The following is a 19,420-nucleotide window of genomic DNA, read 5'->3' on the forward strand; positions in this document are numbered from 1 at the left end:
TCCCGTTCCGAAACGGGAGGTCTTTGCGATGCTGTTCACCACCCCCACCGAATGGGCGGCGCTAGGCATCACCCTGATCGCCGGCTGGTTATTCGGCCTGGCGAGCAGCTCTGGCGGCAAGAAATGGAAGCGGGCGCTGGAAGAGGAGGAAGTCTCCAACGCCGGCCTGCAACATGAATGGGAAACCGCGCTGCGCGACGCCAACGATCGCATCAAGCAGCTGGAGGGGGAGCGCGACGCCGCGCTCGCCCGCGCTGAATCCACCGCACCGGCGAAACCCGCGTCCACCGATGAGGGCGGAAGCGCGGTCGGCTCGCTCGCCGCTGCGGCGGGGGTCGGCGCGGTCGCGGCCACGCTGCTCCACCGCGACAAGGACGAACTGGACGCGGGTGACGCCGAACCAGTCCCCGCCGCCAGCGAAAAGAACTGGATTCCGGAAGGACCGCCGCCCCCGCCCCTGGCGATGGGCGCACCCGAGCCGCCCGCCTCGCCGACGCCGCAGCCGATCGCCGGCGAGGCGGAGGCCGCAGCATCCGATTCCGCACCCGCGCCTGCCCCCGTGCAGGAGGAGGTCAGCGACGCGTCCGGGGACCGCCCGTTTCCGCAGGATGCGTCCGCGCCCGCCGAAGCCCCGACTGAAGCCGGAACGGGTGACGCTGCGCCGCGCGCGTCAGATCCCGCGCCCGCGCCCGTAGCGCAGAGCGAGGCCCGCCCCGCGCACGAGTGGCTGCCCTCACACGTCCGCGCCGAAGGCGAGGTCGAACCCCAGAGCTAATCCGTTTCTCCCGGCGCATCCGCAGCTGCAAATAGCCAGCTGCGGATCGCGCTCGCGAGATTGGGGGGATCGTCGGTGGAAATCCGCAGATAGTCGATCTGCGCGACCAGCGCGTTGAGCGGCAGCCCCCGCGCCCGCGCCGCCGTATCGAGCGCGTCCCAGAACACCGGCTCCAGGCTGATCGACGTCGCGTGGCCGGCGATGGTGATCGATCGCTTGACCGGCCCCCGAAACCCCCCGTGCGGGGCCTCGACCGGCCCCCGACCCCCCCCGTGCGGGGCCTCGACCGACGCCTGGATGCTCACGCCTCGATATCGAACAGCGATGCGAGCTGCTCGATCATCGTGCCGGCCAGCTGATCGACGTCCATGATCGTCACCGCCCGGCCATAATATCGCGTCACGTCATGGCCGATGCCGATCGCGACCAGCCCGACCGGCGAGCGTTGTTCGATCCACCCGATCACCTGGCGCAGATGCCGCTCCAGATACGATCCGCTGTTCACCGACAGGGTGGAATCATCGACCGGAGCACCGTCACTGATGACCATCAGGATCTTGCGATCCTCTGGCCGCGCGATCAGGCGCTGATGCGCCCAGAGCAGTGCCTCGCCGTCGATATTCTCCTTCAGCAGTCCTTCGCGCATCATCAGGCCGAGCGATTTTTTCGCCCGCCGCCACGGCTCGTCAGCCTGCTTATAGACGATGTGCCGTACATCATTGAGCCGGCCGGGCTGTGCCGGGCGCCCCTCGGCCAGCCATTTCTCCCGGCTTTGCCCGCCCTTCCACGCGCGCGTCGTAAAGCCCAGAATTTCGGTCTTCACCCCGACCCGCTCCAGCGTGCGGGCCAGGATATCCGCGCTGATCGCCGCGATGCTGATCGGACGACCGCGCATGGATCCCGAATTGTCGATCAGCAGGGTGACGACCGTGTCGCGAAACTGCGCTTCCTTCTCGATCTTGTACGACAGCGACTGCATCGGGTTGACGACCACGCGGGCCAGCCGCGCCGCGTCGAGCAGCCCTTCCTCCTGATCGAAATCCCATGAGCGCGACTGTTGCGCCATCAGGCGTCGCTGGAGCCGGTTGGCCAGCTTCGTCACCACCCCCTGAAGATGGACGAGTTGCTGGTCGAGATAGGCGCGGAGGCGATCCAGTTCCTCGGTATCGCACAGGTCGGTGGCGGCGATCACCTCGTCATATTGATTGGTAAAGGCACCATATTCGAACTGCGGCGGCAAATCGGACCAGGGGCGGTTGGGCCGGACGGGCATCATCCCGTCCTCCCCCTCGTCCCCCGGCTCGCCATCGGCGTCGTCGAACTCTCCCTGTTCCTGTTCGGACTCGGAACCGTCCTCGGTCTCCGCGTCGCTCTGTTCGCCGCGCGCCTCGGTCTCGCCCTGGCCGGTATCGCCGTCCTGCTCGCCCTGTTCGCTCTCGTCCTGCTCCTGTTCGTCGGTGCCTTCGTCCTCGCCCCCGCCCTCATCGGCTTCGTCGGGGATCAGGTCGCCCTCGGTCAGTTCCAGATCCTCGAGCAGGTTGCCGACCAGCTTCGCGAACGCCGCCTGGTCGTCCATCGCCAGTGCCAGCGCGTCCAGCTCGCTCGCCCCCCGGTCCTCGATCCAGTCGCGGACCAGCGCCAGGCCGAGCGCCGCCTCGGCAGGCGCTTCGCGTCCCGTCAGGCGTTCGCGCACCAGCAGCTGGATCGCGGTGGACAGCGGCACTTCGTCGCGGGTGCGGGCGCGGCTGATCGGATCGGACCGCATCCGCATCTGCAACGCATGGTCCAGATTGTCGGCGATGCCGGCATAGCCTTTCGACCCCAGCGCTTCGACCCGCGCGGTTTCCACCGCGTCGAACACCGCGCGCGCCACCGCCTCCTTCGGCGCGGCGCGCAGGTGCATGGCGCTGTCGTGCAGCCGCATGCGCAGCGCGAACCCGTCCGCGAAGCCGCGTGCCTCCGCCACCTGTTCGGGCGGCAGGTTGCGCCCCGGCATCGGCACCTTGATGTGCCGTCCGGACTGGGCCGGCGCATCGGCGGTGAAGGCAAGTTCGACCTCCGCCTCCCGCGAGAGCGCGCGCGCGGTTCCGGCAAGGACGTCGCGAAACCGGTCGAGGGGGGAGTCGGTTGCCATTACCAGAGCGTCTCACAGCCAAACACAGCGATCTCGCGATCGCAGGTGACAACGGCCAACCTTTCGGTGAGCGCCTGCGCCGCGATCATGCGGTCGAACGGGTCACGATGCGTCAACGGCAATAATCCCGCGGTGCGCGCATGATCATAATGTAGCGCCAGCTGAACCAGTCCATCCTTCTCACATGCCTCGGCGAACTGCGACAGCGGTTCGACCATCGAAGGTAATCTGCCACTGCCCACCTTGAGCGCGATCTCGTAACAGGAAATGGCGGACACGAATGTCTCAACGGCGGGATCGGAAATCGCTTCCCGCGCACGGGCCGACAGGCGGGGGTCTTGTAGCCACCACCACACCAGCGCATGCGTATCGAGCAGAAGGCGCAAGCCTCAGAATCCCCTGCTCTCGAAGGCGTCCAGCTCTTCATCGGTAAATGTCGGCTCAAACCAGATGTCGCTCGGAACATCCTTCAACAGATGCTTGAAGCGCCCGGGTTGGCGGCGCGGCAAGGGCGTCGGCTCGAACGCCACCAGCTTCGCATAGGGCTTGCCCGCCTTGGACAGGATGATCTCCTCGCCCGCATGCGCGCGGTCGATCAGCTTGGACAGCTGGGTCTTGGCGTCATGGACGTTAAACGTCTTTTGCGGGTCGGCCTCGGCCATCGCGCGGCTCCTCAAGTGGACTAGGCTAACTTAGCTAAGTCCACCCGATGCTTCAAGCCTTGCCCACCACGCTCTCGGGCAGGTCCTTCCCGAACACGCGCTGATAATATTCGGCGACCAGCGCCCGCTCCGCCTCGTCGCACTTGTTCAGGAACGACAGGCGGAATGCGAAGCCGGGATCCTTGAAGATTTCCGTGTTCTGCGCCCAGGTGATGACCGTGCGCGGGCTCATCACCGTCGAGATGTCGCCGTTGATGAACCCCCGACGGGTCAGGTCGGCGACGCGGACCATGTTCTCGACCAGTTCCTTGCCGCCCGGCTTGTCATACTCGCCCGACTTGGCGAGCACGATCTGCGCCTCGGTCGCGGCGGGCAGGTAGTTCAGCGTGACGACGATGTTCCAGCGGTCCATCTGCCCCTGGTTGATCTGCTGCGTGCCATGATACAGGCCGCTGGTGTCGCCCAGCCCCACCGTGTTGGCGGTCGCGAACAGGCGGAACCATGGATTCGGCCGGATCACCCGGTTCTGGTCGAGCAGCGTGAGCTTGCCCTCGGTCTCGAGCACGCGCTGAATCACGAACATCACGTCGGGCCGCCCGGCATCATATTCGTCGAACACCAGCGCCGTCGGCGTCTGGAGCGCCCAGGGGAGCAGCCCCTCGCGGAATTCGGTGATCTGCACCCCGTCCTTCAGCACGATCGCGTCGCGCCCGATCAGGTCGATGCGGCTGATATGCGCGTCGAGGTTGATGCGGATGCACGGCCAGTTGAGGCGCGCGGCGACCTGTTCGATGTGCGACGACTTGCCGGTGCCGTGATACCCCTGGATCATCACGCGGCGATTGTGCGCGAAGCCGGCCAGGATCGCGAGCGTGGTGTCCGGATCGAACACATAGGCGGGATCGAGATCGGGAACCCGCTCATCCGCCTCGCTGAACGCCGGCACTTCCATATCGATGTCGATCCCGAACAGGTCGCGGACCTTCACCGCCCGGTCGGGGGCATCGAGGATCGTGGTTTCCCGGCTGTCGGGCTGGGTGTTGGGGATGTCGGTCATTCGCATTCGGCCTTCGCAGAGTCGAGCGCGTCACTAGACCTTGTGCAGATGCGAAGTCGAGCCGGTTATGCGTCCCGCGTCCATTTGCACGGCAGCGGGAAGCGGGTGACGAATGCCTCTGCCAGGGTGCGATCGCCGTCGATCCTCAGCGCGCCGGCCGCTTCCAGATCGGCCATCGCGCCCCCATAGACCGCCGCCACGATCGACGATGGCGGGCCGACGAACACGACGTCCACCGCATCGACCGGCCCGCGATGCAGGTCGATCCCGGCGCGATTGTAGCGACCGACGAACGCGTCGCCGTCCATGCAAAAGCCGACCGTGAAATCCAGATCGCCCGCCAGTGCCGGATCGTGCATCGTCTTCAGCGACATCATCGCCGACGCGTTCGAGATGTGGAGCGTCGGGTCGTGCGCGGGCGAGCGCACCGCCCATTTGCCGAGCAGCTGGATCGGCCGTTCCGCCTCATAGCCCCAGCGGGTCAGTTCATAGACCTGCGCACTGGTGGGCGGCGGCAGCCTGCGCTTCACCAGAATGCCCGATTCCTCCAGCCCCTCCAGCCGCTGGGTCAGCACGTTCGCGCTCAATCCGGGCAATGCGGCGCGAATTTCGCCGAACCGCCGCGGGCCGAACATCAGTTCGCGCACGATCATCAGCGCCCATCGCTCGCCGACCAGTTCGAGCGCCATGGCGGTGCCGCAGGCATCGTCATACCAGCGCCGCCGCGTCGTTCCGGCGCCCGCATCCGCACCCGCACCCGCGCCCGCACCCGCGCCTTGATCACGATTGGTCATTTTTCCTAACTTCACAGTTGCTTTTAATAACTCATCGGCGCATCACGTTCAAGCGATCGAGTCGCGGGAGAGACGGCATGACCCGGATGACCACCTGTATCTGGAGCAACTACACGGCTGAGGAACAGGCGAAATTCTACACGTCGCTCATCCCCGACGCCCGGATCGTCAGGGTTGAGAAGACACCGGTCGATACGCCCTCGCAGAAGGCGGGTGAGGTGATCATCGCCGAGATCGAGCTGGCCGGCCACCGCTACCTGCTGCTCAATGGCGGACCGATGTTCCGGCATTCCGAGGCGGTGAGCTTCGTCATCCACACCCGCGACCAGGCCGAAACCGATCGGCTGTGGGCGGCGATCACCGCCGATGGCGGGGAGGAAAGCATGTGCGGATGGTGCAAGGACAGATGGGGGGTCAGCTGGCAGGTGACGCCCGACCGGCTGCTCGAACTGATCTACGACAATCCCGACAAGGATGCGGCGCGGCGCGCGATGACCGCGATGATGACGATGCGAAAGATCGACATCGCGGCGATCGAAGCCGCCGCGCAGGGCTGAACCGCACGCGAAAGGAGACGCGTCATGCCGCTCGAAATCACCGGATTCGACTGGGTTCCCGACTTTGCAAAGGGGTTTGTGCGCGACCTGCGCCCGCGCTGGGCGTGCGAGGAGATCGGCCTGCCCTATTCGATGCGACTGCTCCAGGCCACCGCGCCCCGGCCGGCCGATTATTTTCGGGAACAACCCTGGGGCCAGGTTCCCGCGCTTCGCGACGGCGATGTCCGCATGTTCGAAAGCGGCGCGATCCTGCTCCACCTTGGTGAAAAGGACGAACGGCTGCTGCCGCGCGATCCGCAGGCGCGGGCGACGGCGATCAGCTGGGTGTTCGCGGCGCTCAACAGCGTCGAGCCGATGATGCTCGAACTCGCCAATATCCGGATCTTCGCGGCGGATGAGGAATGGGCGCAGTTGCGGCGCCCCGGTCTGATGGCGTTCGCCGGGCAGCGGCTGGACCGGCTGGCGGACGCGATGGAGGGGCGCGACTGGCTGGCGGGCCGGTTCGGAATCGCCGACATCGCAATGGCGACGGTGCTGCGCCAGGCGGAAGGGAGCGGCCTGATCGAGGAGCGCCCCGTCCTCCTCACCTATCTTGAACGCGCGCTCGAACGCCCCGCATTCCGGCGCGCCCTGGCCGCGCAGCTTGCCGATTTCAAACCCGATCCGGTCGCCGCCTGAACGGCGCATCGCAGGAGAAGAACGATGACCTATGTCGAAGGATTCCTGACCCCCGTCCCCACCGCAAACCGGGACGCGTATCTGGCACATGCCGAACGGGCGATCGACCTGTTTACCGGGCTGGGCGCGGCGCGCTTCGTCGAGGCGTGGGGCGACGATGTCCCGGACGGCAAGATCAACGACCTCAAACAGGCGGTGAAGCTGAAGGAGGACGAAACCGTCCTGTTCAGCTGGCTCGAATATCCCGACAAGGCGACCCGCGACGCGGCGAACGAACGGATGATGAGCGATCCGGCCATGGCGGAAATGGCCAGCGACATGCCCTTTGACGGCAGCCGCATGATGTTCGCCGGATTCGAAACGATCGTCGATACCGGCGCCGCCGACGCGCCCGGCTATATCGACGGCATCGTGCTGGCGGTGCCGGAAGCGAACCGCGAGGCGTATCGCGCGTTCAACGAACACACCGCCGCGATCTTTCGCGAATATGGCGCGCTGCGCATCGTCGAGAACTGGGGCGACCCGGTTCCCGACGGGCAGGTGACCGATTTCAACCGCGCGACGCTGCGCCAGGACGGCGAGCGGGTGGTCTTTTCATGGATCGAATGGCCCGGAAAGGACGCACGCGATGCGGCCTGGGGAAAGATCATGGAGGATGAGCGGATGAAGCCGCCCGCCGACATGGGATTCGATGGCAAACGGATGATGTGGGGTGGATTCACCCCGGTTCTCGACACCGCCGCACGCTGAACGGAGAAACGCAATGGCCAATCCCCATGGCAGCTGGATCTGGTACGAACTGCTGACCAGCGACGCGCCCGCCGCAATCGATTTCTACCGGCGGGTGATCGGCTGGGTGCCTACGAAATTCCCCGGCGCCCCTGGCGACTATACGATCGTCAACGCCGGCAGCGAGGGAAATGGCGTCGGCGGCATCATGCCCAATCCGATGGACACCGCGCCGGTGTGGCTGGGCTATATCGGCGTCGATGATGTCGATGCCAGCGTCGCGCTGATCGAATCGCTGGGCGGCACCGTCCATATGCCGCCGACGACGATGGAGGGGGTCGGGCGAATGGCGCTGGTCCAGGACCCGCAGGGCGCGAAATTCCACGTCATGCGCGGGGCCAGCCCGGAGGACAGCCGCGCCTATTCCCGCACCGAGATGGGCAAGGCCAGCTGGAACGAACTGCAAACCGGCGACGACTCCGCCGCGCTCGATTTCTACGGCCGGGCATTCGGGTGGAAAAAGAATGGCGCGATGCCGATGCCGTGGGGCGAATACAGCTTTCTCCACATGTCGGGCGATGACGCGGTGTGGGGCGCGATGATGCCGCGCGAAAATAGCGAACGGGCGATCGGCTGGACCTTCTATTTCCGCGTTCCCGACATCGACGCGGCGCATGCGAAGGTCAGGGAACTGGGCGGAACGCCGCATAGCGACCCGATGGAGGTGCCGGGCGGCGAGCGCGTGTTCCACGCCAGCGACCCACAGGGCGCCACATTCGGCCTCGTTGCACCGCGATAGGGAGAGACAGGATGGCGGAACATGAACTGGTCGTCGAACGGCTGATGGATGCGCCGGCGAGCGCGTTGTGGCGCGCCTATACGGATCATCTCGACGCGTGGTTCTGCCCCCCGCCCTGGCGCGCCGAGGTGCAGGAGATGGATTTGCGCCCGGGCGGCAGCGCATCGATCACCATGTACGGCCCGAATGGCGAAGTGATGCCCAATCGCGGCGTCTATCTGGAGGTCGTGCCGGAACGGCTGATCGTCTTCACCGACGCCTTCACTCCGGGCTGGGACCCGGCAGGCGCGCCGTTCATGGTCGGCAGCTTCGCGTTCGAGCCGCAAAGCGACGGCAGGACACGCTACCAGGGGCGCGCCCGTCACTGGACGGCGGAGGCAAAGGCGCAGCACGCGGCGATGGGCTTCCATGAAGGCTGGGGAAAGGTCGCCGAACAATGGGAAGCGGTCGCCCGGCGCATCGCCGCCGAACCCTAGGCGGCGTGGACAAATTTGAGCCAGTATCTGGCGGTCGCGAGATGGACCATCCCGAGGAAGCTGTCGGCCAGTTGATCGTATCGGGGCAAGCCGATCAGCGCATCATGATCGAGCGGTTCTGTTCGGGACGCCTGCCTCGACCACGGTTTTCTGGCTCGATCGGTAGCAAGCTCTTCAAAATCCGCCATTCCGCTTCGGTGCAATCGCCCCGGCTCAAATCCGCCTCCAAAAGGCAGCTTTGAATCAACCCGCTCGCGTAGCGTCAATGACCTTCGCGGCTAATTAGGCCGTAGACTCATAAGCTCGCAGCCACAGCCGCATTGAGGCGAGCTGGACCATGGCGAGGAAGTTGGCAGCGAGCTTGTCGTATCGTGTGGCGACGCGGCGGAAGTGCTTCAGCTTGGAGAAGAACCGCTCGATCAGGTTGGGCTCGCGGTAGAGCCGCTTGCTGAAGCAGGGCTTCCACTTGCGGTTGCTCTTCGGCGGGATGTTGGGTGTGGCGCCCTGGTCTTGGATAAGCGCGCGGATGCGGTCGGCATCGTAGACCTTGTCCGCCAGCACGATGGTGCGTGGGCCGAGACGGTCGAGTAGCGTGTCGGCGATCTGACCATCGTGCGTCTGGCCCGCGGTCAGGCCGAGCCGGATCGGGAGGCTTTGCGCATCGACAACGACGTGGATCTTGGTCGTGAGCCCGCCGCGTGATCGACCGAGACAGTGATCTGCACCCCCTTTTTTGCTGTCGCGGCCTGCTGGTGGGCGCGAACGGAAGTGCTGTCGATCATCTGGATGTCGCCGTCGTGGGCGGCGGGGATGGCGTCCATCAACCGATCCCACACGCCTGCCTTCCGCCATCGGACGAAGCGATTGTAACAGGTGGTACGCGGGCCATAGCGGTCCGGCAGGTCGCGCCATGGCGCACCGGAACGCAGCATCCAGAAGATGCCGTTCAGCGTGCGACGATCATCGACGCGCGGCACACCTCGCGGTTTGTTGGGCAGCAGCGGCTCGATCACGCGCCACTCGAAGTCGGTCAGATCATATCGGCTCATGCCGACGCTGAATCAGATGTAGCGTGCGCGGGGAAGCCTATGCTGGCCCCGTCGGAGCATCTCCGTCCGGTTGGGGAGGAGCATCGTAGAGCGATCCGCCGCCCCAAGTAGGCGGAAGGTCGAGATCAGCCTGTTCGCACCAAGTAAGCCGCCCGCCCTTGTAGGCGTTGCTCTCGACAAGATCGGTGTGAACGGTCCTCATCGCCAGCATCAGAGCTTGAACGCCGTCCAACCCGCACGCGTAACGCCGGACTTCCCGCTCCGGCCAGCCTACCGAATACCGGCACTGAAACTCCCCACCGGGGGCCTTGAAAGGCATGTAGAAGCGCACCGGCAGGCTACAGCCATCCAGCTCAAACTCGCGTTCCAGAAAAGCCGCGTCGTCCATCCGCCCCTCCATCGAGCCGGGTCTGACACGACATGCACGCGGCGCCAACCTTTATGAGTTCACGACCTAGGGAAAGAAACGGCCTCACTGGCATCCTCGTCCGTAAAACCGCGTTCCGCACGATTGTGCGGCGTCGCGTCACTGGTCCAACTCCGAAGCTGCGGCTCATCGCGCTGCAAAGCGATCCAGAGGCTTTCGCTGAGATCACCAACCATGTGCGTCACTTCACGGATGCGGCTCCACCCCGAACTGACTCTGTCGATGGCGTTCCCTTCGCCTTCAGCGCGACGAATGATGCGCTGGATCGCTATCGATTCTGCCAAAATCAGGCCCTCCAATGGAGTGCGGACCCTAAATGTGTTGGCGGCTGAGGGGAACCAACATCAAGCCAGAATTTGTCCACGCCGCCTAGGCGAAGGCGGCCGATACCTTGAGTTGCTGATAGGCTTCGATCACGCGCTGCAACATCGCTTCGTGGCTGCGATCTCCGCCATTGCGATCGGGATGATATTTGCGCACCAGTTCCGAATAGCGCCGCCGCAGCGCGCCGCGATCGGCGTCGATGTCCAGCGCGAGCGTCCTGAGCGCCTCGCGATCGCGCCCGGTCAAGGGCCGGCCGTCCTTGCGCCCCGCCGGCACCGCATCGCGCCATCGCGCGCCGATCGCGTCGAGCGGATCGGAAAAATCGGCCCATCGCGGCGGCCGATCCGCACCGCCGGTGGCGTTGAACGCGCGCGTCTCACGCTCCCAACCGGCAAAGGGGCGCTGCGCCTCATGGATCTCGTCGGGGCTCATCCCGCTGAAATAATTATATCCCGCGTTGAACGCGCGGACATGGTCGAGACACAGCCAGCGAAACGCGCGCGGGCCGTCGCCCTCGCCCGCGCCGCCCGGCATCGGCGCGCGAAACTCGCCCGGTTCGCGGCAGCCCGGCTCGGCGCACAGCCTTCCGTCCGCCTCCACGCGGCCGTGGAAGCGGGAATGCGGTCGATCCTTTCGCGGTTCGCGGGCCATGGTTCTCCGGCGCAAAAACCGCTTATATAGGGGCCATGACCGATCGCGCCACCGGCCCCGTCGCCCGTGAAATCCAGTCCCGACTTATGGCGGCACTCGCCCCGTCACAGCTGGACGTCGTCAACGACAGCGCCCGGCATCGCGGCCATATGGGCGACGATGGCAGCGGCGAATCGCATTTCACCGTGGTGATCGAAAGCGCGATGTTTGCCGGCAAGTCACGCCTCGACCGCCAGCGGATGGTCAATCGCGCGCTCGGCGACCTGATGACCGATCGCGTCCATGCGATGGCGATTCGCGCCACCGCGCCGGGAGAGCGATGAGCAGTCGCGCGCCCCGCCCGGCCGCGCGCATCCTGCTGACCGATCCGGCGGGGCGGGTATTGATGTTCCGGTTCACGCCCGACGACCGCCCGCCCTTCTGGTGTACGCCGGGCGGCGCGCTCGATCCGGGGGAAAGCTACGAAGCGGCGGCGCGGCGCGAACTGCGCGAGGAAACCGGCCTCGATCTCGACTGCGGTCCCCAGGTGGCGCGACGCGTCGTCGATTTCGTGACGATCGAGGGCGTACCGGTCACCGCCGACGAACGCTATTTCGCGGTCACCACCCAGACGACCGATATCGCGAGCGCCGGTCATACCGCGCTCGAACGGCGCGTGATGCGCAGCTGGCGCTGGTTCGATCCCGCCGCGCTCGCCGCGCAGGACGAACCCTATTTCCCCGAAGACCTGATCGACCTGCTGCTCGCGAATGGAGGTGGCCATGGAATATGACGACCTTGTGATCCAGACGATTGCGCCGACCACCCACGATCTGGGCGGGTTCAAGGTGCATCGCACCCTGCCCTCTCGCCCGCGCACGATGGTCGGCCCGTTCATCTTCTTCGATCAGATGGGGCCGGCGCATCTCGACATTGGCCAGGGGATCGACGTGCGCCCCCATCCGCACATCAATCTCGCCACCGTGACCTATCTGTTCGCCGGCGCGATTGACCATCGCGACAGCCTCGGCACGATGGCGACGATCGAGCCGGGGGCGGTCAATCTGATGACCGCCGGCAAGGGGATCGCCCATTCCGAGCGATCGCCGCAGATTCAGCGCGACATCGGCCCCGAACTGTCGGGGATCCAGACCTGGCTCGCGCTTCCCGAAACCTTCGAGGAGATCGACCCGGCATTCGAACATGTCGGCGCGATCGAGCTGCCGGTCGTCGAAAGCGGCGGCGCGCGGGCGCGCGTCATCATGGGATCGCTCTGGGGCGTCAGCGCGCCGACCACCACCTATGCCGCTACCATCTACGCCGATATCGCATTGTCGCCCGGCGGCAGCGTCCCGATCGACGGCGAAGCGGATGAACGCGCCGTCTATGTCGCGATGGGGCGGGCAGACCTTGACGGGATCGAACTCGAACCACAGACGCTCTACGTGTTGCGCCCCGGCATCGCGGCGCGCCTGCATTCGGCGTCCGGCGCACGCGTCATGCTGTGTGGGGGTGAAGCCTTCGCGACACCGCGCCACGTCTGGTGGAACTTCGTGTCGTCCAGCCGCGATCGCATCCATCAGGCCAGGGAGGACTGGAAAGCGGGGCGCTTTCCGATCGTGCCGGGCGACGAAGCCGAGTTCATCCCGCTGCCGGAAGTGCCAAAGACGGTGAGCTATCCCTGAAAGGGGCTTGAAGCCCCGCCGACGATGCAACAAACCGCATATTCGAAAAATTGCGGAGAGATGGCATGGCGGATTTCGAACTTCAGCGCGTTGCGCTTTCCACCGGGGTCGAACTCGACGTCGCGACCGCGGGCGACCCGGCCGCGCCGGCGATCGTGCTGCTCCACGGCTTTCCCGAATCGCACCGCACCTGGCGGCATCAGATCCCGGTGCTCGCCGACCGCTTCTTCGTAATCGCGCCGGATCAGCGCGGCTTTGCCCGCTCGTCCAAGCCCGAGGGGGTCGCCAGCTATTCGCCGGACAAGCCGGTCGGCGACCTGCTCGCGCTCGCCACCCATTTCGGCAAGGACCGGTTCACGCTGGTCGGCCATGACTGGGGCGGCGCGATCGCCTGGATGGCGGCATTGCAGCACCCGGACCGGGTAGAGCGGCTGATCATCGTCAATGCCCCGCATCCGTTCGTGTTTCAGAAATCGCTGTTCGACGACATGGCCCAGCGCGCCGCGAGCCAATATATGCGCGCGTTCCGTGATCCCGGCATGGAGGCGGGCATCGCCGCGATGGGGATCGGCACGTTTTTCGACAAGAGCTTCGCCAGGCATGTCGATCCCGCCCTGATCGCCGGCGAGCGCGCCGCGTATCTGGACGAATGGGGCCAGCCCGGCGCGATGACCGCGATGCTCAACTGGTATCGCGCCAGCGCGGTGATCGTCCCGGCGATGGACGAAAGTCCGGAACGCCCGGCGTTTCTGGACGCCCCCTTCCCGCCCCTGCGCATGCCGGTGCTCGTCATCTGGGGAACGGGCGATCAGGCGCTGCTCCCGGTCCAGCTCGACGGACTCGACGCGCTTATCCCCGACCTCAAGGTGGTGAGGATCGACGCCGGCCATTTCGTGCCATGGGAAAAGCCGGATGCGGTGACCGGCGCGATGCTCGACTGGCTAGGCTGAACGCGCGCGGTGACGCCGCATTCCCGGCCGCTTCGTCACCGCCGGATCGGCGAGCAGGCGCGCATAGTCCGCGCTTTCCATCGCGACCAGCGCGATCCGCCCGTCCGTATCGTGATGAATGCCCCAGCCGAACTGCTTGACCAGCGGCGAGGCCCGCAGACACGCCCGCGGCGTGGCGAAAAACGCGGCCCGATCCACCTCGCCGCCACGCGCGCGATGCGCCGCGTGCAGCAGGTCGTCGCTCGTCATCGCATAGGGGCGCCCGGCAAGCAGCGCATATTGCACCGCCGCGACCGATCCCGGCTTTTCCGGCACCCGCGCGGTGTCGGTCGGCGTGTCGCCCGAAACGGTGACCAGCAGGTCGCGATCGTTGGTCGTCGTCATGCCAGCCACTCGATCCAGGCGCCATGGGGGTGTGCATAGGCCAGCGTGTGCGGTTCGCCGCCGTCCGGCCAGTAACGCAAGGTCAGCTCGTGCCGGAACGTCGCGCGGTTCGCCTCCACCGTAACCCATGCGAGCGGGCGTTCCGCACGCGCCGCCGCACCCGCGCGCGCCATCGCGGCGGTGATCCGCGCCTGTCGCTCCGCGCCCAGATACTGCCAGACGATCGTGTGCATCAACACGCGCGTCGTTCCGGCCGGCTGGGGCCGGGCGAGCGCCGCCGCGACGAACATGTCGGCATCCGCCTCCACCAGATCGGGCTTCGCCACGCGCGCGGCAGCGGCCGCCGCATCAAGGCGCGCGAATCGCTCGCGATGCTCCGGCCACACATATGCCTTGAGCCGCAGCAGCTGCGCCGGATCGGTCAGATCGACCGGCGCGACATCGCATCCGCGCACCGATTCGAACGCGATGTCGCCGCCCGGCGGCGGCGTCCCGCGCCATTCCGGGGCCAACCGCATCGCCGCGTCCGCCGGTCCGATCGTCACGCCACCCAGATCGTAGCGATAGCGGTCGAGCATCAGGTTGATCCCCGCGCTCGACCCGATTTCGATACATTCGAACCGCGCCGGCAACCCGCGATCGGCGAGCCACAGCAGCGCCGCGATATAGTTGGACGATCGCCCTGCCTCATTGGTCTGCGGCGGCCCGTCGAGCCAGGGCAGCAGCTCCGCATCGTGCCGCGCGATCGCATCGGCGACGCGCGCGTCGGCATCCGCCATCGCCGCAGCCTTTCCCGCATAGAGCGGCGCCAGCGCGGGCGCTTTTCCCGAAAGCGTCAGCGCATGCAGGCCCGCCGCCGCCCGCAGCGGCAGCGCATCCGCCATCGACTTGCCCGGCCAGGCGCGCAGCGTCGCGACGAACGCGCCGGGACCGTCGAACGCGTGCAGGATCGCCTCGACCACCCGCGCGGTGATCGGGGCGCCGTTCGCACGGCAATATGCGACCTGGTTGGCGAATGCCGCGCGCGGGTCGTCAATCTCCATCGCATGCGTCATCGGCACATTCCTCCCGCCCCTTGTTGCGCCTGCCCGCCCCCCCAAGTAAAGGCGCGCAGCCCATGACGCGCGAACCGATCATCCTGGCCGTTCCCAAGGGCCGAATCCTCGACGAGGCGCTGCCGCTGCTGGCACGCGCCGGGATCGTGCCGGAAGCGGCATTTTCCGACCCGGGATCGCGCGCGCTGCGCTTTGCCACCAACCGGCCCGACATCGACCTGATCCGCGTGCGCGCGTTCGATGTCGCCACCTTCGTCGCGCACGGCGCGGCACAGCTTGGCATCGTCGGGTCCGACGTGCTGGGCGAATTCGCCTATTCCGAACTTTATGCGCCGGTCGATCTGGGCATCGGCCATTGCCGCCTGTCGGTCGCCGAGCCCGCCGACCTTGCCGCGACCGACGATCCGCGCGGCTGGAGCCATGTTCGCGTCGCGACCAAATACCCCCACCTCACCCGCCGGCATTTCGAGGCGCGCGGCGTGCAGGCGGAGTGCGTGAAGCTCAACGGCGCGATGGAGCTGGCGCCCAAACTCGGCCTTGCCCCGCGCATCGTCGATCTCGTCAGTTCGGGCCGCACGCTCAAGGAAAACGGGCTGGTAGAGGTCGAAACGATCATGGCGATCACCAGCCGCCTGATCGTCAACCGCGCCGCGTTCAAGACCCGGGGCGAGGTCGTGCCGCTGGTCGATGCGTTCCGTCGCGCGGTCGAGGAGGTCGCGGCATGATCCGCCTCTCCACCTCCGATCCCGGCTTCACCCGCGCGTTCCGCGACCTGGTCGATGCCCGGCGAGAGGCCGATGCCGATGTCGCACGCGACGTGCGCACGATCGTCGCGAGCGTCCGCGACGAAGGCGATGCCGCGTTGCGGGCATTCACCCGGAAGTTCGATCGCCATGACCTGAACGAGACCGGCTGGCGCATCGAAAAGGCGGATTGCGCGGCCGCGCTCGACCAGCTCGACCCGAAGCTGCGCGACGCGCTGCGGCTCGCGGCCGACCGCATCACCGCCTATCACGAACATCAGCGTCCGGCGGATAGCGACACGACCGACCAGGCCGGCGTGCGCACCGGCGCGCGCTGGCAGGCGGTGGAGGCCGCCGGCATCTACGTCCCCGGGGGCCGCGCCGCCTATCCCAGCTCGGTGCTGATGAACGCCATTCCAGCGCGGGTCGCTGGGGTCGATCGGCTGGTGATGGTCACCCCGACCCCGAATGGGGAGGTCAATCCGCTCGTCCTGGCCGCCGCCGAAATCGCCGGCGTGGATGAAATCTGGCGCATCGGCGGAGCGCAGGCGATCGCCGCGCTCGCCTATGGCACCGGCCGCATCGCCGCGGTCGATGTCGTCACCGGTCCGGGTAATGCCTGGGTCGCAGAGGCCAAGCGCCAGCTGTACGGCGTGGTCGGCATCGACATGGTAGCCGGACCCAGCGAGATCGTCGTCGTCGCCGATGGTCGCAACGATCCCGAATGGATCGCCGCCGACCTGCTCAGCCAGGCCGAGCACGATCCCACCAGCCAGTCGATCCTGCTCACCGACAGCGCGGTATTCGCAGGAAAGGTGGCCGACGCAGTCGATCGCCAGATCGGCGCGCTCACCACCCGCGACACCGCACGGCGCAGCTGGGACGCGAACGGCGCGATCATCCTCACCGGCTCGCTGGACGAGGCGATCCCGCTGGTCAACCGGCTGGCGCCCGAGCACCTTGAGCTCGCGGTCGATGATCCCGAGGCGCTGTTCGCGCGAGTCCGTCACGCCGGATCGGTCTTTCTCGGCCGCATGACGCCCGAGGCGATCGGCGATTACGTCGCCGGCCCCAACCACGTTCTCCCCACCGGCCGCCGCGCACGTTTCGCCAGCGGCCTTTCCGTCCTCGATTTCATGAAGCGCACCAGCTTCCTGGCGCTCGACGATGCCGGCCTTGCCGCCATCGGCCCTGCGGCGGTGGCGCTGGCGGAGGCCGAAGGCCTGCCCGCGCACGCGAAATCGGTGGCGCTTCGTTTAGGAACCGATTGATGCCCAGCCCGACCGCAAAGACCCGATCGAAGGCGCGCGCCGCCGCGCGGCTCGCCGCCGTCCAGGCGCTCTACCAGCAGGAAATGGAGAAGACGCCCCTTCCCCAGCTGCTGACCGAGTTTCACCACCACCGCCTGGGCGCGACGATCGAGGATGTCGAATATGCCGACGCCGATCCGACCTTCTTCGACGACATCGTCAAGGGCGTCGATGCCCGCCGGGAAGAGATCGACGCGCTGATCGCCGCAAAACTGTCGGACGACTGGAATTTCGACCGGCTCGACCGGCCGATGCGCCAGATTCTGCGCGCCGGCACCTATGAGCTGCTCGCGCGCAAGGACGTGCCGACCGGCGCCGCGATCAGCGAATATCTCGACGTCACCGACGCCTTTTACGACCGCCGCGAAAAGGGGTTCGTCAACGGCCTGCTCGACGCGATCGCCAAACAGGTCCGCAGCTAGGCCCGCGCGGGCGCTACTTCGCCTTCCAGCCCTCTGGCGTCATATTCCTGACGCGGCCGAGCGCCGGCGGATCGATCGTCTTTCCGCCGCCGAAATACGCGACCAGCGCGTCGAGATCGACCATCCCGCCCGCGACGATCCGCCCCTTGGTCAGCGTCGAGAAGCCATCGCCGCCGCCGCCCAGAAAAGTGCTGAGCGCGACGCGATAAGTGGCGTCGTCGCGCAGCGGCTGTCCCGCCACCATCGGCGCGATGATCCGCTGCCCCTCCGGCTTCGACTGGTCGAAGCTGTAGGTCAGTCCGGAGGTGAACAACACCTTCGGCCCGTCGATATTGCTGAACTGCTGTTCCAGCACCGCGCGCAGCTGCGCGCCGGTGAATTCCATCACCTGCAAATTGTTGCCGAACGGCTGAACGGCATACAGGTCGCCATAGGTGACCGTGCCGTCGGGATCTGGGGTCAGCGACGCACGAAGCCCGCCCGGGTTCATCAGCGAAAGCTGCGCGCCGTCCTTGCGGGTCGCGGCCAGCTGCGCATCGGCGACGAGCAGGCCCAGCGGCGATTCGCGGATTTCGCTATCCTCGTCCCGGTCGATCGCCGCCGACGCGCGTCCGACGACCTTGTTCGCCATCGGCCCCGCCGCCTTCACATAACGGGCGACCAGGGCGGCAACCGCCGGATCGGCCGGCACCGTCGGGAAGGCGGCGACCGGCTTGATCGGCCCGGCGGCGCTCAGATTGCCGTCGCCCTGTACCACCACCTGCCGCGCGCTCTTTGCCATCAGCTTTTTCGTCACCGGGTCGAACGTCAACGTGATGTCGGTCAGGAACGGCCCGTAATTGCCGGCGCTGGTCAGCAATACCGGGCGGGCCGCGTCCCCCTTCGGCATCTCGCACACATAGGCGCGGTGGGTATGGCCCGACACCACCAGATCGATCGCCGGGTCGAGCCGGTTGACGATATCGACGATCGGCCCGGACAGGCCGTCGCATTTTTCCGGCTGATCGGTGCGGGCCGGATAGCCGCCTTCATGCACCAGCACGACGATCGCGTCCGCGCCCTGTGCCTTCAGCGCCGGGACCAGCCGGTTCGCCGTTTCCGCCTCGTCCGCGAAGCTGTAGCCCTTGATCCCCGCCGGATCGACATAGGTGGCGGTCATCCGGGTGGTCAGGCCGATAAAGCCGATCGTGATCGCGTTCTTGCCCGTGCCGAACCGCTTGATCGTGGTGCCGGGAAGCAGGCTCGACCCGTCCGCGCGAACCGTGTTGCCCGACAGATAGGTATAGGCCGCGCCCTTGAACGGCTCCAGCTGGCATGGCTGGCGATTGGTCAGCTTTTCGCAGCCGCCCTTTTGCAGGCGCAGCAGTTCGGCGGTGCCGCGATCGAATTCATGGTTGCCGGTCGAGGTGATTTCGAGCCCGATCATGTTCATCGCGGTGACCGTCGGTTCGTCGAGGAACAATGACGAGGGCAGCGGGCTGGCGCTGGTCAGGTCGCCGGCCGCGACCACGACGCTGTATTTCGCCTGCGCCTTCAAGCGCTTGACCACCGTGGCGAAATAGGCGGCGCCGCCGGCCGGGACCTTCACCACGGTGCCATCGGCGGTCTGGACGTCCACCGGCCGCCCCGGCACCTCCAGATTGCCGTGAAAATCGTTGAACGCGATCACCTTGACGGTGACCGGCCCCCCATCGGTCCCCGCGACGCGCTGTTGCGCGCACCCCGCGAGCGCGAGGGCGGTCAGCAAAAGGGTCAGACGCTTCATCGACTTGGCTCCCGA

At 66.7% G+C, this 19,420-nt stretch carries 27 protein-coding genes; 14 read left to right on the plus strand and 13 right to left on the minus strand.

The genetic code is table 11. The annotated features are described in order from the left end of the window. Window positions 1-28: 28 nt before the first annotated feature. Window positions 29-775 (plus strand): hypothetical protein, encoded by a 747-nt coding sequence (locus KF783_RS01525; RefSeq protein WP_294076125.1) that lies wholly within the window; start codon window positions 29-31, stop codon window positions 773-775. On the opposite strand, the gene KF783_RS01530 is transcribed toward KF783_RS01525, so the two are convergent. From KF783_RS01530 to KF783_RS01555, 6 genes are all read right to left on the minus strand, one after another. Next, window positions 772-1,080, minus strand: coding sequence for a ribbon-helix-helix domain-containing protein (locus KF783_RS01530; RefSeq protein ID WP_294076126.1), 309 nt, complete (start codon window positions 1,078-1,080; stop codon window positions 772-774). The genes KF783_RS01525 and KF783_RS01530 overlap by 4 nt on opposite strands. Beyond that, window positions 1,077-2,909, minus strand: a complete 1,833-nt coding sequence (cobT, locus tag KF783_RS01535) for a cobaltochelatase subunit CobT (protein ID WP_294076127.1) — start codon at window positions 2,907-2,909, stop codon at window positions 1,077-1,079. The genes KF783_RS01530 and cobT overlap by 4 nt, the downstream gene beginning before the upstream one ends. Further along, window positions 2,909-3,295, minus strand: coding sequence for a type II toxin-antitoxin system VapC family toxin (locus KF783_RS01540; protein WP_294076128.1), 387 nt, complete (start codon window positions 3,293-3,295; stop codon window positions 2,909-2,911). The genes cobT and KF783_RS01540 overlap by 1 nt, the downstream gene beginning before the upstream one ends. A gap of 3 nt (window positions 3,296-3,298) precedes the next feature. Then, window positions 3,299-3,571 (minus strand): type II toxin-antitoxin system prevent-host-death family antitoxin, encoded by a 273-nt coding sequence (locus KF783_RS01545; RefSeq protein ID WP_294076129.1) that lies wholly within the window; start codon window positions 3,569-3,571, stop codon window positions 3,299-3,301. Between the two features lie 52 nt (window positions 3,572-3,623). Continuing rightward, complete coding sequence (cobS, locus tag KF783_RS01550) at window positions 3,624-4,628, minus strand: cobaltochelatase subunit CobS (RefSeq protein ID WP_294076130.1); 1,005 nt, start codon at window positions 4,626-4,628, stop codon at window positions 3,624-3,626. Window positions 4,629-4,693: 65 nt separating this feature from the next. Further along, complete coding sequence (locus KF783_RS01555) at window positions 4,694-5,422, minus strand: helix-turn-helix domain-containing protein (RefSeq protein WP_294076131.1); 729 nt, start codon at window positions 5,420-5,422, stop codon at window positions 4,694-4,696. Between the two features lie 77 nt (window positions 5,423-5,499). Between KF783_RS01555 and KF783_RS01560 the strand changes: the two genes are divergently transcribed. Genes KF783_RS01560 through KF783_RS01590 form a run of 6 tightly spaced genes read left to right on the plus strand, consistent with a single transcriptional unit; the run spans window position 5,500 to window position 8,903 of the window. Then, window positions 5,500-5,979 (plus strand): VOC family protein, encoded by a 480-nt coding sequence (locus tag KF783_RS01560; RefSeq protein ID WP_294076132.1) that lies wholly within the window; start codon window positions 5,500-5,502, stop codon window positions 5,977-5,979. A gap of 24 nt (window positions 5,980-6,003) precedes the next feature. Continuing rightward, window positions 6,004-6,657 carry a glutathione S-transferase family protein gene (locus tag KF783_RS01565; protein WP_294076133.1) on the plus strand — a complete coding sequence of 218 codons (654 nt, stop codon included), beginning with the start codon at window positions 6,004-6,006 and terminating at the stop codon, window positions 6,655-6,657. Window positions 6,658-6,681: 24 nt separating this feature from the next. Continuing rightward, window positions 6,682-7,407, plus strand: a complete 726-nt coding sequence (locus KF783_RS15775) for a DUF1428 domain-containing protein (RefSeq protein WP_366511682.1) — start codon at window positions 6,682-6,684, stop codon at window positions 7,405-7,407. Between the two features lie 13 nt (window positions 7,408-7,420). Then, a complete protein-coding gene (locus tag KF783_RS01580) occupies window positions 7,421-8,185 on the plus strand; it encodes a VOC family protein (RefSeq protein ID WP_294076134.1) in 765 nt (254 codons plus the stop codon). Between the two features lie 11 nt (window positions 8,186-8,196). Beyond that, window positions 8,197-8,661 (plus strand): SRPBCC family protein, encoded by a 465-nt coding sequence (locus KF783_RS01585; RefSeq protein ID WP_294076135.1) that lies wholly within the window; start codon window positions 8,197-8,199, stop codon window positions 8,659-8,661. Window positions 8,662-8,702: 41 nt separating this feature from the next. Beyond that, window positions 8,703-8,903, plus strand: coding sequence for a hypothetical protein (locus KF783_RS01590; RefSeq protein ID WP_294076136.1), 201 nt, complete (start codon window positions 8,703-8,705; stop codon window positions 8,901-8,903). A gap of 40 nt (window positions 8,904-8,943) precedes the next feature. Here the strand turns inward: KF783_RS01590 and KF783_RS01595 are convergent. The 4 genes from KF783_RS01595 to KF783_RS01615 all read right to left on the minus strand — a co-directional run bounded on the left by KF783_RS01595 (window position 8,944) and on the right by KF783_RS01615 (window position 11,112). After that, a protein-coding gene (locus KF783_RS01595) for an IS5 family transposase (protein WP_366511683.1) occupies window positions 8,944-9,710 on the minus strand; the annotation gives its coding sequence in 2 pieces (ribosomal slippage) (window positions 8,944-9,386 and window positions 9,386-9,710; 768 coding nt in all). A gap of 37 nt (window positions 9,711-9,747) precedes the next feature. Next, window positions 9,748-10,098, minus strand: coding sequence for a hypothetical protein (locus tag KF783_RS01605; protein WP_294076138.1), 351 nt, complete (start codon window positions 10,096-10,098; stop codon window positions 9,748-9,750). A gap of 59 nt (window positions 10,099-10,157) precedes the next feature. Continuing rightward, window positions 10,158-10,436 (minus strand): hypothetical protein, encoded by a 279-nt coding sequence (locus tag KF783_RS01610; RefSeq protein WP_294076139.1) that lies wholly within the window; start codon window positions 10,434-10,436, stop codon window positions 10,158-10,160. Between the two features lie 70 nt (window positions 10,437-10,506). Then, on the minus strand, window positions 10,507-11,112 hold the full coding sequence (locus KF783_RS01615; RefSeq protein ID WP_294076140.1) for a J domain-containing protein: 606 nt from the start codon (window positions 11,110-11,112) through the stop codon (window positions 10,507-10,509). Between the two features lie 35 nt (window positions 11,113-11,147). Here KF783_RS01615 and KF783_RS01620 point away from each other — a divergent pair, with 35 nt between their 5' ends. The 4 genes from KF783_RS01620 (at window position 11,148) to KF783_RS01635 (ending at window position 13,726) form a co-directional block, all read left to right on the plus strand. After that, complete coding sequence (locus KF783_RS01620; protein WP_294076141.1) at window positions 11,148-11,435, plus strand: BolA family protein; 288 nt, start codon at window positions 11,148-11,150, stop codon at window positions 11,433-11,435. Next, a complete protein-coding gene (locus KF783_RS01625) occupies window positions 11,432-11,884 on the plus strand; it encodes an NUDIX domain-containing protein (protein ID WP_294076142.1) in 453 nt (150 codons plus the stop codon). Before KF783_RS01620 ends, KF783_RS01625 begins: the two co-directional genes overlap by 4 nt. Continuing rightward, entirely contained in the window at window positions 11,874-12,776 is a 903-nt protein-coding gene (locus KF783_RS01630) for a pirin family protein (RefSeq protein ID WP_294076347.1), read from the plus strand. The genes KF783_RS01625 and KF783_RS01630 overlap by 11 nt, the downstream gene beginning before the upstream one ends. A 65-nt stretch (window positions 12,777-12,841) precedes the next feature. Next, a complete protein-coding gene (locus KF783_RS01635) occupies window positions 12,842-13,726 on the plus strand; it encodes an alpha/beta hydrolase (protein ID WP_294076143.1) in 885 nt (294 codons plus the stop codon). Here the strand turns inward: KF783_RS01635 and KF783_RS01640 are convergent. Both KF783_RS01640 and KF783_RS01645 read right to left on the minus strand, forming a co-directional pair. Further along, on the minus strand, window positions 13,718-14,110 hold the full coding sequence (locus KF783_RS01640; RefSeq protein ID WP_294076144.1) for a DUF6157 family protein: 393 nt from the start codon (window positions 14,108-14,110) through the stop codon (window positions 13,718-13,720). The two genes, KF783_RS01635 and KF783_RS01640, sit on opposite strands and share 9 nt — an antisense overlap. After that, a complete protein-coding gene (locus KF783_RS01645) occupies window positions 14,107-15,165 on the minus strand; it encodes a DUF2332 domain-containing protein (RefSeq protein WP_294076145.1) in 1,059 nt (352 codons plus the stop codon). The genes KF783_RS01640 and KF783_RS01645 overlap by 4 nt, the downstream gene beginning before the upstream one ends. A 62-nt stretch (window positions 15,166-15,227) precedes the next feature. Between KF783_RS01645 and hisG the strand changes: the two genes are divergently transcribed. Genes hisG through nusB form a run of 3 tightly spaced genes read left to right on the plus strand, consistent with a single transcriptional unit; the run spans window position 15,228 to window position 17,640 of the window. After that, entirely contained in the window at window positions 15,228-15,890 is a 663-nt protein-coding gene (hisG, locus tag KF783_RS01650; RefSeq protein ID WP_294076146.1) for an ATP phosphoribosyltransferase, read from the plus strand. After that, window positions 15,887-17,179 (plus strand): histidinol dehydrogenase, encoded by a 1,293-nt coding sequence (hisD, locus tag KF783_RS01655; RefSeq protein WP_294076147.1) that lies wholly within the window; start codon window positions 15,887-15,889, stop codon window positions 17,177-17,179. Before hisG ends, hisD begins: the two co-directional genes overlap by 4 nt. After that, the gene (nusB, locus tag KF783_RS01660) at window positions 17,179-17,640 is read left to right on the plus strand and encodes a transcription antitermination factor NusB (RefSeq protein ID WP_294076148.1); all 462 of its coding nucleotides are present in this window, start codon (window positions 17,179-17,181) and stop codon (window positions 17,638-17,640) included. Before hisD ends, nusB begins: the two co-directional genes overlap by 1 nt. A 13-nt stretch (window positions 17,641-17,653) precedes the next feature. Here the strand turns inward: nusB and KF783_RS01665 are convergent, their stop codons facing one another. Continuing rightward, the gene (locus KF783_RS01665) at window positions 17,654-19,405 is read right to left on the minus strand and encodes a bifunctional metallophosphatase/5'-nucleotidase (RefSeq protein ID WP_294076149.1); all 1,752 of its coding nucleotides are present in this window, start codon (window positions 19,403-19,405) and stop codon (window positions 17,654-17,656) included. Between the last annotated feature and the right edge of the window lie 15 nt (window positions 19,406-19,420).

The organism is Sphingomonas sp. (assembly GCF_019635455.1).
GTDB lineage: Bacteria > Pseudomonadota > Alphaproteobacteria > Sphingomonadales > Sphingomonadaceae > Sphingomonas.

Coding starts and splice junctions, on each gene's coding strand:
- KF783_RS01525 (WP_294076125.1), top strand. CDS start 29: ATGCTGTTCACCACCCCCACCGAATGGGCGGCGCTAGGCATCACCCTG.
- cobT (WP_294076127.1), bottom strand. CDS start 2,909: ATGGCAACCGACTCCCCCCTCGACCGGTTTCGCGACGTCCTTGCCGGA.
- KF783_RS01545 (WP_294076129.1), bottom strand. CDS start 3,571: ATGGCCGAGGCCGACCCGCAAAAGACGTTTAACGTCCATGACGCCAAG.
- cobS (WP_294076130.1), bottom strand. CDS start 4,628: ATGACCGACATCCCCAACACCCAGCCCGACAGCCGGGAAACCACGATC.
- KF783_RS01555 (WP_294076131.1), bottom strand. CDS start 5,422: ATGACCAATCGTGATCAAGGCGCGGGTGCGGGCGCGGGTGCGGGTGCG.
- KF783_RS01560 (WP_294076132.1), top strand. CDS start 5,500: ATGACCCGGATGACCACCTGTATCTGGAGCAACTACACGGCTGAGGAA.
- KF783_RS01565 (WP_294076133.1), top strand. CDS start 6,004: ATGCCGCTCGAAATCACCGGATTCGACTGGGTTCCCGACTTTGCAAAG.
- KF783_RS15775 (WP_366511682.1), top strand. CDS start 6,682: ATGACCTATGTCGAAGGATTCCTGACCCCCGTCCCCACCGCAAACCGG.
- KF783_RS01580 (WP_294076134.1), top strand. CDS start 7,421: ATGGCCAATCCCCATGGCAGCTGGATCTGGTACGAACTGCTGACCAGC.
- KF783_RS01585 (WP_294076135.1), top strand. CDS start 8,197: ATGGCGGAACATGAACTGGTCGTCGAACGGCTGATGGATGCGCCGGCG.
- KF783_RS01590 (WP_294076136.1), top strand. CDS start 8,703: ATGGACCATCCCGAGGAAGCTGTCGGCCAGTTGATCGTATCGGGGCAA.
- KF783_RS01605 (WP_294076138.1), bottom strand. CDS start 10,098: ATGGACGACGCGGCTTTTCTGGAACGCGAGTTTGAGCTGGATGGCTGT.
- KF783_RS01615 (WP_294076140.1), bottom strand. CDS start 11,112: ATGGCCCGCGAACCGCGAAAGGATCGACCGCATTCCCGCTTCCACGGC.
- KF783_RS01620 (WP_294076141.1), top strand. CDS start 11,148: ATGACCGATCGCGCCACCGGCCCCGTCGCCCGTGAAATCCAGTCCCGA.
- KF783_RS01625 (WP_294076142.1), top strand. CDS start 11,432: ATGAGCAGTCGCGCGCCCCGCCCGGCCGCGCGCATCCTGCTGACCGAT.
- KF783_RS01630 (WP_294076347.1), top strand. CDS start 11,874: ATGGAATATGACGACCTTGTGATCCAGACGATTGCGCCGACCACCCAC.
- KF783_RS01635 (WP_294076143.1), top strand. CDS start 12,842: ATGGCGGATTTCGAACTTCAGCGCGTTGCGCTTTCCACCGGGGTCGAA.
- KF783_RS01640 (WP_294076144.1), bottom strand. CDS start 14,110: ATGACGACGACCAACGATCGCGACCTGCTGGTCACCGTTTCGGGCGAC.
- KF783_RS01645 (WP_294076145.1), bottom strand. CDS start 15,165: ATGACGCATGCGATGGAGATTGACGACCCGCGCGCGGCATTCGCCAAC.
- hisG (WP_294076146.1), top strand. CDS start 15,228: ATGACGCGCGAACCGATCATCCTGGCCGTTCCCAAGGGCCGAATCCTC.
- hisD (WP_294076147.1), top strand. CDS start 15,887: ATGATCCGCCTCTCCACCTCCGATCCCGGCTTCACCCGCGCGTTCCGC.
- nusB (WP_294076148.1), top strand. CDS start 17,179: ATGCCCAGCCCGACCGCAAAGACCCGATCGAAGGCGCGCGCCGCCGCG.
- KF783_RS01665 (WP_294076149.1), bottom strand. CDS start 19,405: ATGAAGCGTCTGACCCTTTTGCTGACCGCCCTCGCGCTCGCGGGGTGC.